This window comes from Runella sp. MFBS21, from assembly GCF_029433105.1.
Classification (GTDB): Bacteria; Bacteroidota; Bacteroidia; order Cytophagales; family Spirosomataceae; genus Runella.
Genome location: NZ_JARNTW010000001.1, coordinates 21,560 through 38,699, shown reverse-complemented (window position 1 = coordinate 38,699; position 17,140 = coordinate 21,560). Strand labels below are relative to the sequence as shown.

The 17,140-nt window shown below is 44.1% G+C and carries 10 protein-coding genes; 4 read left to right on the top strand and 6 right to left on the bottom strand.

Going from position 1 to position 17,140, the window contains the following annotated elements; translation table 11 throughout:
* Positions 1 to 27 precede the first annotated feature (27 nt).
* From P1X15_RS00115 to P1X15_RS00090, 6 genes are all read right to left on the bottom strand, one after another.
* Entirely contained in the window at positions 28 to 1,461 is a 1,434-nt protein-coding gene (locus tag P1X15_RS00115; protein WP_277336115.1) for a TolC family protein, read from the bottom strand.
* Positions 1,461 to 4,625 carry an efflux RND transporter permease subunit gene (locus tag P1X15_RS00110; protein ID WP_277336114.1) on the bottom strand — a complete coding sequence of 1,055 codons (3,165 nt, stop codon included), beginning with the start codon at positions 4,623 to 4,625 and terminating at the stop codon, positions 1,461 to 1,463. Before P1X15_RS00110 ends, P1X15_RS00115 begins: the two co-directional genes overlap by 1 nt.
* Before the next feature lie 30 nt (positions 4,626 to 4,655).
* Entirely contained in the window at positions 4,656 to 5,738 is a 1,083-nt protein-coding gene (locus P1X15_RS00105) for an efflux RND transporter periplasmic adaptor subunit (RefSeq protein ID WP_277336113.1), read from the bottom strand.
* A gap of 190 nt (positions 5,739 to 5,928) precedes the next feature.
* The gene (locus P1X15_RS00100) at positions 5,929 to 6,198 is read right to left on the bottom strand and encodes a hypothetical protein (RefSeq protein ID WP_277336112.1); all 270 of its coding nucleotides are present in this window, start codon (positions 6,196 to 6,198) and stop codon (positions 5,929 to 5,931) included.
* Positions 6,199 to 6,488: 290 nt separating this feature from the next.
* Complete coding sequence (locus P1X15_RS00095; protein WP_277336111.1) at positions 6,489 to 7,844, bottom strand: HAMP domain-containing sensor histidine kinase; 1,356 nt, start codon at positions 7,842 to 7,844, stop codon at positions 6,489 to 6,491.
* 20 nt (positions 7,845 to 7,864) lie between these two features.
* Complete coding sequence (locus P1X15_RS00090) at positions 7,865 to 8,536, bottom strand: response regulator transcription factor (RefSeq protein ID WP_277336110.1); 672 nt, start codon at positions 8,534 to 8,536, stop codon at positions 7,865 to 7,867.
* 211 nt (positions 8,537 to 8,747) lie between these two features.
* On the opposite strand from P1X15_RS00090, the gene P1X15_RS00085 reads away from it, so the two are divergent.
* The 4 genes from P1X15_RS00085 to P1X15_RS00070 all read left to right on the top strand — a co-directional run bounded on the left by P1X15_RS00085 (position 8,748) and on the right by P1X15_RS00070 (position 16,992).
* Positions 8,748 to 11,162, top strand: coding sequence for an ABC transporter permease (locus tag P1X15_RS00085; RefSeq protein WP_277336109.1), 2,415 nt, complete (start codon positions 8,748 to 8,750; stop codon positions 11,160 to 11,162).
* A gap of 162 nt (positions 11,163 to 11,324) precedes the next feature.
* Positions 11,325 to 11,657 (top strand): PadR family transcriptional regulator, encoded by a 333-nt coding sequence (locus P1X15_RS00080; RefSeq protein WP_277336108.1) that lies wholly within the window; start codon positions 11,325 to 11,327, stop codon positions 11,655 to 11,657.
* 2 nt (positions 11,658 to 11,659) lie between these two features.
* A complete protein-coding gene (locus tag P1X15_RS00075) occupies positions 11,660 to 14,293 on the top strand; it encodes an ABC transporter permease (RefSeq protein ID WP_277336107.1) in 2,634 nt (877 codons plus the stop codon).
* A gap of 80 nt (positions 14,294 to 14,373) precedes the next feature.
* Positions 14,374 to 16,992: an ABC transporter permease gene (locus P1X15_RS00070; protein ID WP_277336106.1), complete on the top strand. Its 2,619-nt coding sequence runs from the start codon at positions 14,374 to 14,376 to the stop codon at positions 16,990 to 16,992.
* Positions 16,993 to 17,140 lie beyond the last annotated feature (148 nt).

Sequence of the window (17,140 nt, the reverse complement as noted above, 5' to 3'; positions counted from 1 at the left end):
AATGGCGGCAAACGGCGACAAAATCAATTAATTCCAACCCCCACCTAAGGCACGGTAAATATTCACAACAGCATTCATCTGTTGCATCTTGGTTTCGACCAAGTCAAACCGCGATTCTATGGCGTCGCGTTGCGTCAGCAATACCTCCATGTAGTCGGCACGGGCCGAGCTAAACAGGTTGTTTGAAATCGTAATCGACTGCGTAAGTGCCTGAACCTCTTTTGACTTTGTGTCGTACGTTTTTTCCAAGTTACCTATTTTCGCCATTTGGTTGGCCACTTCGATGTAGGCATTCAACAGCGTACGTTCGTAGTTATACACGGCCTGAATCTGCTTGGCATTGGCGTTGAAATAAGAGGCTTTGATGGCATTTTTATTGACCAACGGCGTCGTCAAATCCCCCGCCAAAGAAAGAAGGAGCGATTGGGGTGTTTTTAACAAATAAAGCGGATTAAAAGCCTGATAACCCAGTCCTGCCGAAATGCCCAACGAAGGATAAAAACGGGCTTTGGCTACTTGCACGTCGAGTTTGTTGGCGGCCAATTCCTGCTCTGCCTGACGAATGTCGGGGCGATTGGCCAACAACTGCGAAGGCAAGCCTGTATGAATGGTCTCGGGGACTAAATTGCTAAAATCTTGTGAACTACGCGCCACGGTTTGGGGATAGCGTCCCACCAAAAAATTGATACGGTTTTCGGTTTCGATGATTCGTTGCTGGATATTGTATTGCAAACTTTGAGTGTTCAATACTTGGGCCTCAAACCGCCGAACGGCCAATTCTGTTACCTTGGTGGCTTCTTTTTGAAGGCGCACAATACGAAGGGCATTGTTCTGAATATCAATGTTTTGGTGAATAATCGCCAATTGATTGTCAAGTGCCAACAACTCATAGTACGAAGTAGCAATTTCGGCAATTAAGTTGGTCACCATGAAATTTCTACCTTCACCACTGGCCAAGTACCGATGCACGGCGGCGTCTTTGGCATTACGGAGTTTATGCCAAATGTCGATTTCCCACGTGGCAAAAAGTCCTCCCAAAAAATTGGGCAACGGTTCGGGCGTTTCTCGGCCAGGTTTGATGTCGGTGGTTGCTTCGCTGGCTCCGATGTTGGTATAACGCCCCACTTTGTCCACGCCCGCACTTCCACGGATGCCCACAAAAGGTTTGTATTCCCCTTGACGGGCCATGATTTCGTTGCGCGACATTTCGATTTCCTGCATCGTAATGTTTAGCTCCTGATTGTTTTGCAAGGCGCTATCAATCAAGGCCGTAAGGTAAGGGTCGGTAAAGAACTCCTTCCACCGAACTTTGGCGCTGCTGGTCGAGTCCTGAGAGTTATTGAAACTCGCAGGTAAGGTGTTTCGTTCGGTTTTGGTGACCAGCGCTGGGGTTTTGCAGCCCGAAATGGCCAACGTTAACCCCGCAACTCCAAGACCGAGTATGATGATTTTCTTAAACATTAGTGCTCAATTTCTTCGGTTAACGGATTCTCTTTTTCGCCTTTAATCAACTGACGACCTTCGGCTATTTTTCCGAAAATAAAGTACAGCCCAGGAACGATAATCACGCCGAATACAGTCCCGAAAAGCATTCCTCCTAGTGCCGACGAACCAATTGTACGGTTTCCGATGGCCCCTGCGCCTGTGGCAAGCACAAGCGGAATTAACCCCGCAATGAAGGCAAAAGACGTCATCAAAATGGGGCGGAAACGTACCTTGGCACCTTCGATAGCAGCGTTCAAAACGGTGAAGCCTTCCTTGTGTTTCTGGACGGCAAATTCCACAATCAAAACGGCGTTTTTCCCCAACAACCCGACCAACATCACCAACCCTACTTGGGCATAAATGTCGTTGGCAAGTCCCATCACTTTAATGAGCAAGAAAGAACCGAAGACCCCCGCAGGCAGCGAGAAGACCACCGCCAGCGGTAGAATAAAGCTCTCGTACTGGGCAGCAAGGACAAAATACACAAAGGCCAATACGATGAGGAAAATGTAAAGTGCCTCGTTGCCCCGCATTACTTCGTCTTTCGACAACCCACCCCAGTCGATGTCGTAGCCGCGTGGAAGGGTTTTCTTGGCCACTTCCTGAATCACCTTGATGGCCTCCCCACTACTGTATCCTTTGGCAGGTGCCCCACGGAAAGCCGCAGTGGTGTACATGTTATAGCGGTTGATTTCGTTGGCGCCCTGCGATTTTTTGATGCGCATAAAGGCCGAGAACGGCACCATTTCGTCGTACTTGTTTTTGACGTACAGGTTCATAATGTCATCAGGGAGTCGGCGGTATTCGGGCGATGCTTGCACAAACACCTTAAAGAAACGCTGAAACTTAATAAAACCGAGTTCGTACGTACTACCAATCAAGATGGAGAGTGTATTCATGGCGTTGCCAATCGAAACCCCCTTTTGCATGGCCAATTTATTATCAATTTCGAGTTCGTATTGGGGGTAATTGGCACTGTAAAAGGTAAACAAGCCCGTCAGTTCTTTCCGCTTCTTGAGTTCACTCATAAAGTCGGAGCTGACTTTTTCGAGTTGTTTGTAATCACCCGTGTTGGTTTTGTCCAACAATTGCAGCGCAAAACCACCCGCAGCTCCGTAGCCTGGTACGGCTGGTGGGTCAAAAAATTCGATGGTTGCGCCAGGGATTACTTTGGCCCTTTCTTCTAATTCATAAATAATCTCATTGACGGTGTGTTTACGCTCGTCCCAAGGTTTGAGGTTAATCAAACACGTACCCGCGTTTGATCCCCGCCCTTCGGTAAGTACTTCGTAGCCCGCAAGCGCTGAAACCGACTGAATCCCCTCTACTTTTTCGGCAATGGCTTGGAGTTTGCGGGTAATGTCGTTGGTGCGTTCCAAGGTGGAGCCTGGAGGCGTTTGGACGATGGCGTAAATCATGCCTTGGTCTTCGCTAGGAATAAAGCCCGAGGGGAGTTTGGCCGTAATTCCGAAAATTCCAATTCCAAAAGCCAACAAGATTCCCCAAGTCACCACGCGGCGGTTGACGATGAGGCGCAGAAGCCCCACGTACCGACCCGTCAGTTTTTCAAAACCCCGGTTGAAGGCATCAATGAAGCGGTCGATGATGGTTTTCTTGCGATGGTTTCCGTGGTGGTTTTTCAAAATCATGGCACAGAGCACAGGCGTAAGGGTAAGCGCTACCAGCCCCGAAATGACGATAGACGTAGCCATTGTAATCGAAAACTGGCGGTAGAAAATCCCCACGGGGCCTGTCATAAACGCGACGGGAACAAACACGGCGGTCATCAACAACGTGATGGCAATAACGGCACCGCTGATTTCGCGAAGTACTTTCTTGACGGCTTTGTAAGGCGTGAGGTGCGGCTCTTCTTCCATTTTGGCATGGACGGCCTCCACGACCACAATGGCGTCATCGACCACAATACCGATGGCAAGTACCAACGCAAAGAGCGTAATCATGTTGATGGTCAGGCCAAAGAGTTGCATAAAGATAAACGCACCAATCAGCGAAACAGGCACGGCCAGCGTAGGGATGAGCGTAGAACGCCAGTCGCCCAAGAAGATAAATACCACCAAAGCCACCAGAATAAAGGCATCGCGCAGGGTGTGAATGACGTTTTCGATGGAGGCATCCAAAAAGTGCGAAACGTCGTAGCTAATTTCGTAATCCATACCAGGCGGAAACGACGTTTTCTTCATTTCATCCAGCTTGGCCTTTACGCTTTTAATGACATCGCTGGCGTTACTTCCGTAGGTTTGTTTGAGCATAATCGCCGCCGACGGGTAGCCGTTGAGGTTGGAATAAATGTCATAATATTCGCTACCAAGCTCCACTTCGGCAATGTCTTTCAATTTTAGAATTTCACCGTTAGGATTTGCCTTCACAATCACGTTTTTGTACTGCTCCACGTCGTTGAAACGCCCTTGGTAGGTCAGTACGTATTCCAAGGCTTCGGCGCGTTTTCCGTCGCTTCGGCCAATCCGCCCAGGCGACCCAATCACACTCTGGTCGTTGAGGGCTTCCATCACCTCGTCGGCGGAGATATTATAAGCCCGCATACGGTCGGGTTTGAGCCAAATCCGCATGGCGTACTGGCGACTCCCTAAGATACTGGCTTGTCCAATTCCCGTAATCCGTTGAAGTTCAGGCAACATATTTACCCCCGCAAAGTTGAAAAGAAACTTCATGTTGGCCTTGGGGTCTTTGCTGTACAAGTTGACGTACATCAACATGTTGGGAACAATACGGTTTACGATGACCCCTTCACGCTGCACCAAGATAGGCAAGCGGTTGAGCACCTGCGCAATACGCGTATTGACGTTGACGACGGCTTGGTCAGGATCAGTACCTAAGTTAAAAACAATCTGGATGTTGGCTTCCCCAGCACTGGTGGCGTCAGAAGTCATGTATTTCATGCCTGGTACGCCGTTGATGGCCTGTTCCATCGGAATCAATACCGACTCGGTAAGTACTTTGGCACTAGCCCCTGGGTAAGAAGCCCGCACGATAACCATTGGGGGCGAAATTTCGGGAAATTGTGAGATAGGTAAGCTAGTGATAGCCAATATCCCCATGAAAATAATGACCAGCGAGATGACGATAGCAAGTACTGGCCGATGTATGAATTTACTAAACATATTCTTGCGATATTTTGGGGAGAAGAGCTATTACTCAGTGTACACTTTAAGATTGGCTAAGACCTTGCGTGGCTCTTGGTAATCAAAGTGAATCTTCTCGTTGTCATGTACTTTACGGATACCTTCAAGCAAGATTCGTTCGTCGGCGGCTAAGCCATCTTTCACCACGTAGAGGTCGGGCATTTCGGCGGCGATGTTAATTTCGCGCGATCTGACAACATTGTCTTTACCCACCACATAAACGTACTTTTTCTCAAGAATCTCGAAGGTGGCTTTTTGAGGGATAATAATGGCATTTTTGAGAGGCACTACCATTTGAATATTGCCCGTTTCTCCATGACGCAGCAAGCCTTTGGGATTTGGGAAAGTGGCCCGAAAAGCGATATTTCCCGTTTCGTTGTTAAAATCGGCTTCTATCGTTTCCACAACCCCAGGATGCCCAAACACTTCATGGTTGGCCATTACCAAGTTTACCTTCGACATATTATTATTCTGAGTTTTGGTCTTAAAATCCAAGTACTCAGCTTCGGGCACATTGAAATAAACCCACATTTTACTATTGTCAGAAAGCGTAGTAAGCAAATCGCCTTCCTCGACCAAACTTCCAGAGCGCACTTGAAAATGATCCATGATGCCCGAAAAAGGGGCCTTAATTTTGGTAAACCCTAAGTGAATCTGCGCTAAGGCGAGCTCAGCTTTGGCTTTGTCCCATTTGGCATTGATCATAGCCAATTCATTAGGAGCTACAATGTTGCTGTCGGCAAGGCGTTTGGTATTTTTGTACTCAATACTGGCAAATTTGGCTTCGGCTTCAGCTTTTTGTACTTCAGCTTCGTAGAGTTGGGGCATGATTTGAAACATCAACTGCCCTTCTTTTACCATCTGCCCTTCATCCACAAAAATCCCTTGGATGTAGCCTCGTTGCTGGGCACGCAATTCGATGTGACGGATGGAGCGGATTTGACACACATACTCTTTCGTAATCGTAGTGTCTTTTTTGAGAGGAGCCGTAACTACATACTTGGTTACTTCTTCTTTTTTTTCCTCTTTTTCGGAGCAGCTTGTACACCACAGTAGGCAAAACAAGCCCGTAAGCATGAGAGTCGTCTTCATACTAATTTTATTTAACGAGAAATTGTTGTGAGAATGGTTATGTAAAGTGTATCACTGGGTTGGATTATTAAAAAAATATCCATTTCAGAATAGGAGCATCAAGTATCGACTTGAAACATCCCTAATAGACAAAATGAAGTTAACATGTTCATGGTGGGATAAATAGGAGGTTTTATGATTGAGTTGAATATCATTTTTTCCCTTTAGCATGGGAGCGCAGCGGCGGAGCGTTAGAAAATTGCTCTAGCTTCCTAATCAAACTGTCTTTTTGACGATTGTCCCGTACACATTCCAACAGTTGTTGCCGAAACATTACATTGTCGGCCACCTCCAACTCGTATTCATCTGGGCGGTATTGACGGTGCTGTTGGTAAAGCAAAAAGCCGTTAAAAACCAACGAACTAGCTAAGGCCAATCCGAAACTATAAAGCAAAATCGAGGGAAAATTTCGGCGTTGCATGGTTTGTTTCTGTGTTGCTTCGACACAAACCAACCATCCCAACATTAAAACAATATGAGAAGGGAATTAGAAAACATTAGAAAAATACATAAAATGACATAAGTCATTAGAAAAAATAAGAACATCAAAAAGGCTCTGAAAGCTTGATTTAGGCCATTGAAAGACCACAAATCATTACCCCCCAAAAAAAACATCTTCAAAATGTACTATTTTATAATCTTAACAACCAATTTATTTTAGAAAATAGAAATCCTGTTGCCGAAAGGCAAACATTAAAACGAGATGAGAAATTAAACTAAAAGTGGCAAACAAATACGCACTGTCGTGCCTTGATTGAGGTGAGAATTGATTTTTAGCACCCCCTGATGTAGCTCTATGATTTTTTGAGTAACCGCCAAGCCCACCCCATAGCCAGATACACCTTCTACATTGTTTCCTCGATAAAGAGGATTGAAGATATGAGCAATATCTACTTCATCAATTCCCCGACCTCTGTCAGTGACCGTCAACACCATTTGTTTTTTTGTTGACTCCAGTTTCACTATTACTTCCTGGGTAGAATATTTACAGGCATTGTCTAAAATGTTTAAAAAAGCCGTAGTCAACAAAGCCGCATTGCCTTTTATGGTAAAATAAGGCTCTTCACTGGTCACAAATTGCAGCGGAAGTTGTCGCTGTGGGTATTTGGCCTGCACCTGTCCAATAGCATTCAGCAGACAATCATCTACTTGAACATTTACTAAGGCCACGGTGCCATCGGTAACTTTGGTCAAACTCAGCAAACCATTGGTTAGAGAAATTACTTTTTTTAGCTCTTCAATGGCAATTTCCATGCTATCTCGCCAATCGGCCGGATTTTGGTCATACCGTAGCGAGGTCTCTAAAGTGCCCAAGGTATTGGTAAGCGGCGTGCGAAGCTCATGAGAAGCATGAGCTACAAAACTTCGCTGGGATACAAAAGCATCTTCTAACCTAAAAAGCATTCGATTAAAAGTAATGGCAAGCTGCGCAATTTCATCACGCCGATTTCCCTCATGTACCCGCTTATGCAGATCTACAGCGGTGATTTGCTCCACTTCGTCCACAATTTGAGAAATAGGCTTCAATACTCTTCCCGAAAAATACCACCCCGCCAATACAATCAAAGCAAAGCCCAGCAGATTTGCCAACAGCAGGATTTGCTGTAAGGTAGCCAACTTGGCCAATCCGATGCGGTCATAACCCGAAGAAAAAATATAAAACAATTGCTCTCGGTCGCGATAAGGCATCAAAATTGATTCCAAATGTCCTGTTTTGAATTCAGACAAAGAAGTCGAGGAAAGATTGTTTATTTTTTCTTTGTAATACTCCGTCTCCTTCAAATTTCGATTGGTAAAAATAAGACGGCGTTCTCTATCATAAATACTAATTTGCTCTTCTACGAGAGTTAGCAAATCGGTCTTTACCATATTTTTAAAAAAATCATCATGCAAGTGACGCTTCGAAATCAGCAATCGCCCCGCCATTCGGGCTTTGCCTTCGAGCCTACTATAAAATTCTTCTTGCCTATACAATGAATAAAAGTACCATACCAATACCGACAATGTCACTTGAATGCCTGTAGCAAGTAGGGTAAAAATAATAGTGAGTCGATTGCGAATAAGCATAAAAAGAAAGCACGAAATATTTATCCTTCCCGTAAAACATAGCCCATTCCAACAATCGTATGCAGTAATTTTGGAGAAAAATCTTTATCGATTTTTTTTCTTAAATAACTGATATATACGTCGATTACGTTGGTATTGCTATCAAAATTGAGACTCCACACCCGCTCACTAATGTCGACTCGCGAAATGGTTTTGCCTTTGTTGAGCATCAAATACTCCATCAAAGAATACTCTCGCGTAGTGAGATCAATCCGCTTCCCTGCTCTGGTTACGGTTTTGGTGTCCAAATTCAATTCTAAATCCGCCAATCGAAGAATTTGCTTTTGCTTGAATCCATTTCTCCTTGTAAGTGCTCTAAGTCTCAATAGCAATTCCTGAAACTCAAAAGGTTTGGCCAAATAATCATCTGCCCCCGCATTGAAACCGTCCGATTTGTCGGCCATACTATCCAAAGCTGTTAGCATCAAAACAGGCACTTCCTCATTTTCTGATCTAATAAGGCGACAAAGCTCAAATCCATTAAGTTGAGGGAGATTTACATCTAATATGATAATATCATAAATATCTTTCCGAAACAATGAAAGGCCAGTGCGTCCATCATAAGCCACGGTTACTTCATAGCCTTCAGCTGAGATACCTTTTCGAATAAACGACGCTAATCGTTCTTCATCTTCCACTAACAAGATTTTCATGTATACAACTTGGGTTGATGAGGATTCAAGTTAGTATTGTTTCAAACATATTTTCCATGTTTTATCCAAAATTATAAAAAGTATAGTGTGAATTTGCCAATACTACATCTAATATATCTGCTTTTGTTCCCAATTATAGATTACATTCTCCCTTAACATCTTTTAACAGTAGCATTTTCTAAATGTATCGTAACTTGTCATTCTATTGATTATGAACCTTATAGATATGCTCCAAAACTACTTTAAAATTGCCTTTCGGAACCTCTGGTCCAAAAAAGCTTATACCCTTCTCAATATTACAGGACTAGCAGTAGGTATGACGAGTGGGCTGCTGATTTTTCTCTTCATCTCGTATCATCTCAGCACCGACCGTCATCATCAAAAGTTTGATCGCATTTTTCGGATTGTACTAGATTTGCATTTAGAAGATGGTTCCGTCGAAACCTACCCCGAAGCGCCTCTTCCCATGGCGAAGGCGCTACGAGACGGTTTTTCCCAAGTAGAGCAAGCAGCGGCGTTGAAGACGCTACGTGAACTAACCGTGAGCCTTCCCGCCACTCAAAATGGAATCTCTCAACGTTTTTTAGAACTAAACACAGGTGCTTTAATCGAATCAGAGTGGCTTGAGATATTTGATTATCGATGGCTTAAAGGAAGCCCAAAGACCTCCCTTCAAGAACCCAACACTGTAGTACTTACCGAATCTTGGGCAAAAAAATACTTTGGCAATGAAGACCCTATCGGTAAAGTATTGGACTTGAATCATTTGACAAAAGTAAAAGTAACGGGCGTTTTATCTGACCCACCTCGTACCACCAACAACGATGTGCAGTTGTTTATTTCGATGGCAACTTTCTCTCATCTCCTCCCCGACCAAAACCTGAATGATTGGTGGGCACTCAACTCTACCGACCGTATTTATTTCACTCTCAAAGAGCCAAGTTCGGCGGCTCAGTTAGCGGCAGCCTTTCCTTCTATTTCTCAAAAGCACTACGGCAAAGATGCTTCAGTTTTTCAGTTTCACATTCAACCATTGGCCGATGTGCATTTTGACATAAAACGAATGGGGGGTACGTTGATTCAGCGCTCATTATTGTGGTCTTTGGGATGGATTGGTGCGTTTTTGATTCTGATTGCCTGCCTCAATTTTATTAACTTAGCCACGGCGCAGTCGTTGAGTCGGGCCAAAGAAATCGGCATTCGAAAGACGTTAGGAAGTAGCCAATGGCAAGTAATGCGTCAGTTTTTGTTGGAAACAGCGCTGATTGTCTTAGGAGCTAAAGGAGTGGCATTGGTGTTGATTATTTTACTACTGCCTATGTTTAACCAATGGTTGGGCTTACATCTTTCATTTATCTTAAATACATCTTCATCCCTGTTTTTACTACTGCTTTTGATTGTTATCATCGCACTAGCGGGAGGGTATCCTGCGTTTATGATGTCGGGCTTTAGCCCTTGGCAGGCATTAAAAGGAAAAGGAGTTATGCCAAAAAGGGGAGGTTTTTCGCTGCGGCAGTCGATGATTGTGGTTCAATTTTCCATTTGCCAAGCTCTTATCATCGGAACGCTGGTAGTGACTAGGCAAATGAAATATGTAGAACAGTCGGATTTGGGTTTTAACAAAGACAATGTTTTAGTCGTCAACCTACCTGACCCTTCCCCAACGGCCCTCACGGCTTTTAAAAATTCCTTGCTTCAATACCCCGAAATACAGGCGGTGAGTGCGGCTTATCGTCCGCCGGCGGCTTCGGTGATGAATGGCGGCTCGTTCAAATTCGACAATCGCGCGCAGTGGGAAGCTTTTCCGATACGAGAACGACTGGGCGATGCAGATTTTCTAAAAACGTACGGATTGCAACTGGTGGCGGGCAGAAATGTTGCGCCGTCGGATACCATTCGAGAATATGTGGTCAATGAAGCGTTGCTCAAAAAATTAAACATCAAAGCCCCCAATGACATACTAGGCCATAAAATTGAAACCTACCTATCGCCCGTAGCTGCGCCTGTGGTGGGGGTGGTCAAAGATTTTCACCTACGCTCTTTGCGCGAACAAATTGAGCCCTGTGTGATTTCCACTCAAACCGACCGTTATCGAAAAGTGGGCGTTCGAATTGCAGCAGCGTCTCCTTCAAACACCCTTGACCACGTCCGGCAAACTTGGCAAAAAATCTACCCTAATGAGGTATTTAGCTATGAATACCTCGACGAACAATTGGCAAAATTTTACGAAACCGAACAATTGACGGTTCGATTGGCAAGTGTTTTTTCGACAATTGCCATTTTAATTGGATGTTTGGGCTTGTACGGCCTCGTTTTGTTCATGGTAGCTCGACGCACCAAAGAAATTGGCGTTCGGAAGGTGCTCGGAGCCTCGGTGGCAAGCATTGTACGGCTTCTTTCTATCGACTTCTTAAAACCCATTTTGGTAGCGATTGTACTAGCTACTCCTGCAGCTTGGTACCTCATGAATCAGTGGTTGGCTGATTTTGTCTATCACATCGAAGTAGATTGGCAAATTCTCACTCTCGCAGGACTTCTAACGATGGTCATCGCTTTTATCACCCTCAGTTTTCGCAGTACAAAAGCCGCCTTGTCTGACCCTGTAGAGGCTTTGAAGGTGGAGTAAATTTTCTACCCATGCAGTTGTCCATAAGTGAACAAATCTGTCCGATTATGGACAGATTTGTTCACTTATAGTTTTTACAAAACCCTAACAATCAACACAATACTTATTTATCAACAAGTTGGCAAGTTATTTTATCAGCAAAAATAGATATAATACAATCCGATGAAACGAGTTTACCTAGGAGAATTTGAAGAAATTGTTTTACTGGCTGTAGCAGTCATGGAAGGTCAAGCCTATGGGGTAGCCATAACTCACGAAATCCTTCATGAAACGGGTCGTGATGTGCGCCTCAATCAAGTTCACTCTGCCTTACAACGACTGGAAGAAAAAGGCATGGTAAAATCAGAGATGGGGGAACCAACGGCCGAACGTGGAGGTCGCCGTAAAAGGCTTTTTTCGGTGACAACCTTCGGGCAACGAACCTTACACGAAATTCAAGAAGTAAGAGCGAGTTTTTGGAACCGTTTAGCCAATCCTCTTAAATTATCTGTCTGAGTATGAAACCACCCCGCCTTGCCGACCGCTTTTTGCAGTTTTTCTGCGCTCCTCACTTACTGGAGGAAGTGCAGGGGGATTTGCATGAAGAATTTGACTACCAAGTCAAGCGAATCGGCTTGCGCCGCGCCCGTTGGCTGTATTGGTGGGAAGTAATGGGATTTATGAAACTGAGATATGTTAAAAGAAAGCCTTCAATCTATCCAACAACCTACTTATACAGCCCGACCATGTTACAAAACTATTTCAAAATCGCCTTTCGTAACCTGTTGAAACACAAAGGTTACTCCTTCATCAATATCTTCGGATTGGCCACGGGAATGGCCGTGGCTATCCTCAGTGGGCTCTGGGTTTGGGATGAATTGAGTTTCAACCAATACCACCAGAATTATGCGCGGATTGCCCAAGTGATGATCAGAGAAACGGATGAAGGAAATGTAGGTTACTCTAATTCGGTGCAGTATCCGCTGGCAACAGAATTAAAAACGAATTACCAAAATAACTTTAAACACATTGTAACATCTTCAAATTCAGGAGATTATATTCTGACGGCAGGTGAGAGTAAATTTTTAAGGAAAGGCCAATTTATGGAAGCAAAAGCTCCCGAAATGCTTTCCTTAAAAATGATTTATGGTAGTTGGGCGGGTCTTAACGACCCTCATTCTATATTGATTTCGGCTTCTACGGCACAAGCACTATTTGGGGATACCGACCCACTTAATCAGGTGATGAAAATCAATAACAAATTAGATGTCACCGTCACGGGCGTGTACGAAGATTTGCCACTTAATTCAGTATTTAATGACATCAACTTTTTTGCACCGTTTGACTTGTGGGTATCGGACAATGAGTGGGTGAGGGAATCTGCTAACAATTGGCACAACCATTTTTTGAAAGTTTACGTAGAAATTCAACCAACGACGGATTTTGAGCGCGTTTCTAAAACAATAAAAGATGCTGAACTGAAAAATATTGGTGACTTAAAAGACAAGGTCGCTGAAAATCCACAGGTATTTTTACATCCGATGCACAATTGGCATTTGTATCCGTTTAAGAACGGAGCCGTAAATCCCGAACCTACTCAAATGGTTTGGTTAATTGGTATTATTGGGGCATTTGTACTGCTATTGGCTTGCATTAATTTTGTCAATTTAAGTACAGCTCGCTCCGAAAAACGTGCCAAAGAAGTAGGTATTCGCAAAGCGATTGGGTCGGTTCAAGGTCAATTAATCAGCCAGTTTTTTAGCGAGTCTTTTTTAGTGGTACTGCTGTCTTTTTTTCTCGCTTTTTTTCTGCTGCTATTTACGCTCACTTGGTTCAATGATTTATCTGCCAAAGCGATAAGCATACCTTGGACTAATGCTTATTTTTGGCTATTTTGTCTGCTTTTTATTTTTGTAACTGGGCTGTTAGCAGGTAGTTATCCTTCTTTTTATTTGTCTTCTTTCCAACCTATCAAAGTTTTGAAAGGCATAAACGTTGTCAATCGCTTTGCGTTTACACCCCGAAAAGTCTTAGTCGTTTTTCAGTTTACCATTTCAGTTACCCTCATTATCAGTACGATTGTTGTGTATCGCCAAGTTCAATTTGCTAAAAACCGTCCTGTGGGCTATACCCGCGAAGGGTTATTGATGTTGGCAATGAAATCTGATGCTTTTTCGGGGAAACATGAGATACTTAGAACTGAACTGAAAAATACAGGTGCCGTGTCCGAAATATCGGCATCAATGGGACGAATGACCCAGGTGTCTTCAAACAATGATGGTTTGGAGTGGAAAGGAAAAAAGCCCGAGCAAGACAAAAGTTTCAGCACCATAACCGTTTCCCATGAGCATGGCAAAACTGTAGGCTGGCAGTTTGTAAAAGGTCGAGATTTTTCGAGGAAGTATGCCACTGATTCTTCGGGTATCGTTATTAACGAGGCTGCCATGAAATACATGGGATTACAAAATCCTCTTGGCGAAACAATCAGCTGGAAGTTTCGCGAAAATACGGCCTACTTTCAAGTGATAGGTATTATAAAAGATATGGTAATGGAGTCTCCTTATGAGCCCGTTAAACCTGCTATTTTTTACATAAAACCCATTAATGGGAAGCCTAACTGGTTGAATGTCAAAATTAATTCATCTGTAAGTATCAGTCAGGCATTGCCAAAAATTGAGGCTGTTTTTAAGAAAATTGTTCCCACCGTTCCTTTCGACTACCAATTTGTAGATGAAGAATACAATGCCAAATTTAAAGCCGAAGAACGCATCGGAAAACTGGCTACTTTCTTCGCTGTTCTCGCTATTTTTATTTCCTGCCTAGGCTTATTTGGACTGGCATCGTTTGTGGCCGAGCAGCGCACGAAGGAAATAGGTATTCGTAAAGTACTAGGTGCTTCGGTCACCAATCTGTGGCAATTGCTCTCCAAAGATTTTGTGGTATTGGTAATTATTTCCTGTTTTATCGCAGTGCCTATTGCTTACTATTTTATGAACAAATGGCTCCAAAAATATATCTACCGAACCGAGATTTCGTGGTGGATTTTTGTGGTTACGGCCATCTTGGCCGTTAGTATTACCCTCCTGACCGTCAGCTTTCAAGCCCTCAAAGCAGCCTTAATCAATCCTGTAAAATCGTTGAAATCCGAATAATACCACGCGGCGTAGAGACGTTGCATGCAACGTCTCCACCGCATGCAACGTCTCTACGGTACGACAAAATAACCAACCCCATGAAAAACCGCCCACCCTGCCTCGCCGACCGCTTTTTGCAGTTTTTCTGCGCGCCTCACTTACTGGAAGAGGTACAGGGAGATTTGCACGAAGAATTTGAGTACCAAGTCAAACGCGTGGGTGCGCGGCGCACTCGCTGGCGTTACTGGCGCGACGTGCTGGGCTTTTTTCAGCCGCGCTATATCAAACGAAAACCCTCTCAGTATCCTCAAACCTATTTATTCAGCCTCAATATGCTACGTAATTATTTCAAAATCGCACTCAGAAGCCTCCAACGAAACAAAGTCTATACTTCCATCAACTTGTTGGGGTTATCGCTTGGCATGACTTGCGGACTTCTTATTTTTCTTTTGGTCAAATACCACTTGAGTTTCGACAATTTTCATGCGCACTCCGACCGCATTTATCGCATTGTCACCGAACAGCACCGCGACAATATCTCGTACGTAGCGGCAGTGCCAAGCCCGCTGGGCAAAGCATTTAGAAATGATTACACTTTTGCCGAGAAAGTAGGCCGAATTTGTAAGTTCGACAATATGCTAATCTCAATAAAGGCCGAAAAAGGACTCAACAAGTTCAAAGAATCCCAAGGAGTGGCATTTACAGAGGCCGAATACTTTGATATTTTCAATTTCCCTTTGTCGGTAGGTAACTTCCAAAATGCACTAAATGAACCCAATACAGGCATTATTACCGAGCGAATCGCGCAAAAATACTTTGGCAATGCCAATCCTATCAATCAAATTTTTAGGGTGGACAGCAAGCTTGATATTCGGGTAACAGGCGTCTTGAAAAATCTCCCTTCTAATTCAGATCAGAAAACCGAAATTTTTATTTCTTACCCTACCCTCAAATCCTACAACGACTGGCTTGGCAGCGATGATGCTTGGGGGGGCATCCACAGTGCAATGCAATGTTTTGTTCGTCTGCGCCCTCGCGTTTTGCCTTCAGAAGTGGAAAAAGTGTTTCCTGCCTACGTCAAGAAATTTCGACCTACCAGCAAAAACGTACACCACTACAAACTTCAACCCCTTAACGATGTGCATTTTAACGCCCAATACGGAGGGGTAATGAACAAGCAGACCTTATGGATATTGTCGCTGATTGGACTTTTCTTGATCATAACCGCCTGTGTTAATTTTATCAACTTGGCCACGGCCCAAGCCCTCAACCGTTCCAAAGAAGTGGGCGTAAGGAAAGTACTTGGAAGCCTTCGCGGGCAGTTATTTTGGCAATTTATTGCCCAAACAGGTCTCATTGCAGCCATTGCAGGAGGCATTGCGTTGGGGTTAGCCGCGCTTGCTTTACCGTATGTCAATCAGTTGTTTGCGACCGACATATCGCTCAATTTGTTGACCGACTGGCGATTGGTGGCGTTTATCCCTGCACTGATATTAATCGTTACTTTTTTTGCCGGCTCATATCCAGGATTAATTCTTGCAGGTTTTCAACCTATTTTGGCGCTCAAAGGCAAACTTTCTCAGCAAAACATCGGAGGCTTCAATACGCGCCGCGTCTTAATTATTGTTCAGTTCTCGATTTCGCAGGTACTAATCATCGGGATGATTGTGATTGCGCGCCAGATTTATTACGCCCAAAAAGCAGATTTAGGGTTTAATAAAGACGCTATTATGCTAATTCCCATTGCCTCAACTCCTCAGCAAGCCAAAACCGTCAAGGCGCAATTGCAAAGCTTGGCAGGCATAGAACAGGTATCACTGTGCTATTCTGCCCCTGCCTCCAACAGCTACTGGCAAACAGCACCACACTATGACAATCATTCAGAAGAAGAATCTTTTAGGGTGTCAGTAAGGGCTGCCGACAACGATTATCTCCCAACGTTTGACTTAAAACTGGTAGCAGGCCGAAATCTATATCCATCAGATACCGTAAAAGAATTTTTGGTCAATGAAACGTTTGCAAAAAAATTGAACCTAGCATCGCCCTCAGATTTACTAGGAAAAAACCTTCGCGTTAATGGCAACATGACGGGACCGATTGTGGGCGTAGTCAAAGATTTCCACGATCATTCATTCCACGAAGACATCAACGCCGTTTGTATTCCTTCGGCCAGCGATTTTTACAACAATTATGCCGTCAAAATCAGCACTGCCAACGTACCTGCTACCATGGCTGCGGTGGAAAAAGCTTGGAGTAAAATGCACCCTGACCAACTTTACGAATACACTTTTTTGGACGAATACATCGCGTCGTTTTATGAAACCGAGGCACTGATGCTAAAACTCATTCAGCTGTTTTCGCTCATTGCGGTGTTTATTGGGTGTTTGGGATTGTATGGTCTTATTTCTTTCATGGCAGCGCAGAAAACCAAGGAAATTGGAATTCGGAAAGTATTGGGCAGTAGCCTCGCACAGATTTTATGGATTTTTGGAAAAGAGTTTGCCCGTTTAATTGTCGTTGCCTTTCTGGTTGCGGCGCCCATTGCGTGGTGGTTTATGAATCAATGGCTGCAAGATTTTAAGTTTCACATCACAATTCAGCCTTGGATATTCGTAGTAACCATTGCCATCACGCTGCTTGTAGCTACCCTGACAGTAATTTACGAAGCGACCAAAGCAGCCTTGGTCAATCCCGTGAAATCGTTGAAATCGGAATAATATCACGCGTAGAGACGTTGCATGCAACGTCTCTACCGCTTGCTAGAAGAAGTGCAGCCAGGCCATCGGAGCGCTCATTATTATGTTGCTGACCGTCAGTTTTCAAGCGATAAGAGCAGCATTGATCAATCCCATGAAGAGTTTAAAA

Excerpts from the sequence above, each read along its gene's own strand:
- P1X15_RS00110 (WP_277336114.1), bottom strand. The coding sequence starts at position 4,625 with ATGTTTAGTAAATTCATACATCGGCCAGTACTTGCTATCGTCATCTCG.
- P1X15_RS00100 (WP_277336112.1), bottom strand. The coding sequence starts at position 6,198 with ATGCAACGCCGAAATTTTCCCTCGATTTTGCTTTATAGTTTCGGATTG.
- P1X15_RS00070 (WP_277336106.1), top strand. The coding sequence starts at position 14,374 with ATGAAAAACCGCCCACCCTGCCTCGCCGACCGCTTTTTGCAGTTTTTC.
- P1X15_RS00090 (WP_277336110.1), bottom strand. The coding sequence starts at position 8,536 with ATGAAAATCTTGTTAGTGGAAGATGAAGAACGATTAGCGTCGTTTATT.
- P1X15_RS00095 (WP_277336111.1), bottom strand. The coding sequence starts at position 7,844 with ATGCTTATTCGCAATCGACTCACTATTATTTTTACCCTACTTGCTACA.
- P1X15_RS00115 (WP_277336115.1), bottom strand. The coding sequence starts at position 1,461 with ATGTTTAAGAAAATCATCATACTCGGTCTTGGAGTTGCGGGGTTAACG.
- P1X15_RS00080 (WP_277336108.1), top strand. The coding sequence starts at position 11,325 with ATGAAACGAGTTTACCTAGGAGAATTTGAAGAAATTGTTTTACTGGCT.
- P1X15_RS00105 (WP_277336113.1), bottom strand. The coding sequence starts at position 5,738 with ATGAAGACGACTCTCATGCTTACGGGCTTGTTTTGCCTACTGTGGTGT.
- P1X15_RS00085 (WP_277336109.1), top strand. The coding sequence starts at position 8,748 with ATGAACCTTATAGATATGCTCCAAAACTACTTTAAAATTGCCTTTCGG.
- P1X15_RS00075 (WP_277336107.1), top strand. The coding sequence starts at position 11,660 with ATGAAACCACCCCGCCTTGCCGACCGCTTTTTGCAGTTTTTCTGCGCT.